This is a genomic window from Salinivibrio sp. MA427, from assembly GCF_001996115.1.
GTDB classification, from domain to species: domain Bacteria; phylum Pseudomonadota; class Gammaproteobacteria; order Enterobacterales; family Vibrionaceae; genus Salinivibrio; species Salinivibrio costicola.
In genome coordinates this window covers 1-2,237 of the sequence record NZ_MUFH01000513.1, presented here as the reverse complement: position 1 = coordinate 2,237, position 2,237 = coordinate 1, and the positions used below count along the sequence as shown (strand labels likewise).

The 2,237-nt window shown below is 50.4% G+C and carries 3 protein-coding genes; 2 read left to right on the top strand and 1 reads right to left on the bottom strand.

Features of this window, described 5'->3' with window-relative positions; genetic code table 11:
* A partial coding sequence (locus tag BZG79_RS16020; RefSeq protein WP_199878113.1) for a PTS sugar transporter subunit IIA occupies positions 1-679 on the top strand: 679 nt, incomplete at its 5' end.
* An 18-nt stretch (positions 680-697) separates the two neighbouring features.
* On the opposite strand, the gene BZG79_RS16015 is transcribed toward BZG79_RS16020, so the two are convergent.
* Positions 698-1,519: an AraC family transcriptional regulator gene (locus tag BZG79_RS16015; RefSeq protein WP_077774905.1), complete on the bottom strand. Its 822-nt coding sequence runs from the start codon at positions 1,517-1,519 to the stop codon at positions 698-700.
* 249 nt (positions 1,520-1,768) lie between these two features.
* Between BZG79_RS16015 and BZG79_RS16010 the strand changes: the two genes are divergently transcribed.
* Positions 1,769-2,237: fructose PTS transporter subunit IIA (locus tag BZG79_RS16010; RefSeq protein ID WP_199878111.1), on the top strand; the 469-nt coding region annotated here is incomplete at its 3' end.

Sequence of the window (2,237 nt, the reverse complement as noted above, 5' to 3'; positions counted from 1 at the left end):
GTTTAGTGGAAAAAGCACCTTTGTGAATGTCAGCAAAGACTGCACATCAGCGAACACCGACACTTTATCCATGCTTGCCACGGGTACCCAGCCCAATGATATTTGCCTGCTTCTGATTGAGGGAGCAGATGCCGAGCTAATGTGCTTAGTGCTCGCTGAATACGTCAGTAAGCACTGGCATTTACTCAGCACCTCTGCCTTTACTGCTGCCGCAAACAATCCGTTAGCTCCGCCATCGCGCTTCGCGCATCCAAATCTGCGCGTTGAAGGATTACACACCCAAGCGACACAGTGTGAATCGCTGTTTAGGGAGATCGTTGAATGCGTCGCGGATACCGACGCGGCAGTGCAAGCTTATGCGGCTTTTATGGCGCGAGAAGCGCATTCATCCACCTACCTTGGCGATCAGGTTGCACTCCCTCATATTATTGATAGCAGCGTCCCTCATCCCGCCATCATAGTGACTCGCTGCCACCCTGCGATGACCTGGTTGAATCAAGAATCGGTTTCACTATGTATTGCGATCGCGATCCCCTGCGACATCGAGCGTACGACACTACGCGCCATCAGCCGCCTGTCTCGCCGTTTGTCTTCATCCGCATTTCGGCGCTGGCTAACACACTGTGATGACATTCCTACCCAAATTGCGATGCTAGATGCCGCGTTAGATCAGGCTTGATGACTGAGCCGTCGATATTCAGAAGGGGTCTTGCCCNGTCTTGCCCGTTCTCGCTTTAAACACGCGGCAGAAATAGTTCACGTCATTGAACCCACAACGACAGGCAATATCGACTAATCGGAACTCATAACGCATCAACATAAATTTGGCTCGGTCAATGCGCACCCACACAATGTAATCTGCCAGTGTCATATGGCCATATTGTTTAAATAAACGTGACAGGTGGCTCGGGCTGATGTGGAAATGCGCGGCAATATCCGCACGCGAAAGGGCTTGCTGGTAATGCTCTTGAATGTAAATACAGATCCCCTGGTAGAGATCTTCCCCGCGAGAGTGGGCATTGAATATTGGTTTATCAACTAATTGATGGGTGTAGGCTAACAACGCCTTAATCAAATACCCATCGGTTAGGTGCTTGTTTGGCTCTTTCGCAAGCGCGTTTAGCGCTTCTAGAATGTTATCCACCGCAAAGCCTGCACGCATCGGCACGGAGAACTTCTGCACACCGTAAAATCCGGCCACGTTAGCGCGTTTATTCACAAGGCTAAACCCCAACTGCCGGCGGCCATACAGCAAACTCAGCACCGAGCATGAATGTTGCCAATCGGGTTTATTCCAGCAGTTTGGCGCGATATAAAGCGCCTCGCCACCGACCAACGTGTGTGTTTTTACGCCCTCAGGCGTCGAGACAATATTGGTATATTGACCAGACACCACAATTTCTAAGCGTGNCTCAGGCACTTGCCAATCATTGGCAAAGATCACCCGACCAAACTGCTCGTCAGGTGACTTCAGTAGTTCAAGCAAATGAGAAAAGCTGGTAGGTGTCGAGGCTTTCATTATCATCCCTATCCGATCGTTTTCGGGCTCGCTGTCCAAAACGGCAAATGACCGCAAACGGCGTCAGTACGACGCATCAGCAACACCGCCATTATACCCATACGATCTGCCATTGCCGCTAATGAGCGAGATCACATTAAAAATGGTTGGGCACAATCATCCAGTAAATGCTATTTCTCTGCACTATTTTCCAGCCGCATACGGGCGCAAACTGATCACCATGTTCACACGAATCGGCAGGAGCCCATCATGATATCTGAACTGATCAACGAGCGCTTGATACGTCTCAACCTCGACGCCACCAGCAAGCAAGCTGTATTTAATGAACTGAGCCAAGCATTGGTCGATAATGACCGTGTTAGTGATAAAGCCGCATTTATTGCGGATGTGAATGCGCGCGAAGCCCTAGGTAATACAGGCTTTGAAGCGGGCATCGCACTTCCTCATGCAAAAAGTGACGCCGTTACCAAACCCGGTGTGGTCATCGGTATTAGCCGAGACGGCATCGATTACGGTGCAGAAGATGGCGAGCGGTCTCATATCTTTTTTATGATTGCCTCTCCCACTAACGGTGGCGACCATCATATTGAAGTGCTGGCTTCCCTTTCTTCCAAACTTATTGAGCCAGGATTCACGCAAGCGCTGCTTGCAGCCAACACGCCCAGTGAGGTCATGACCCTGCTGACTCAGCCCAGCAAAGAAAGCAATAATACCGGAC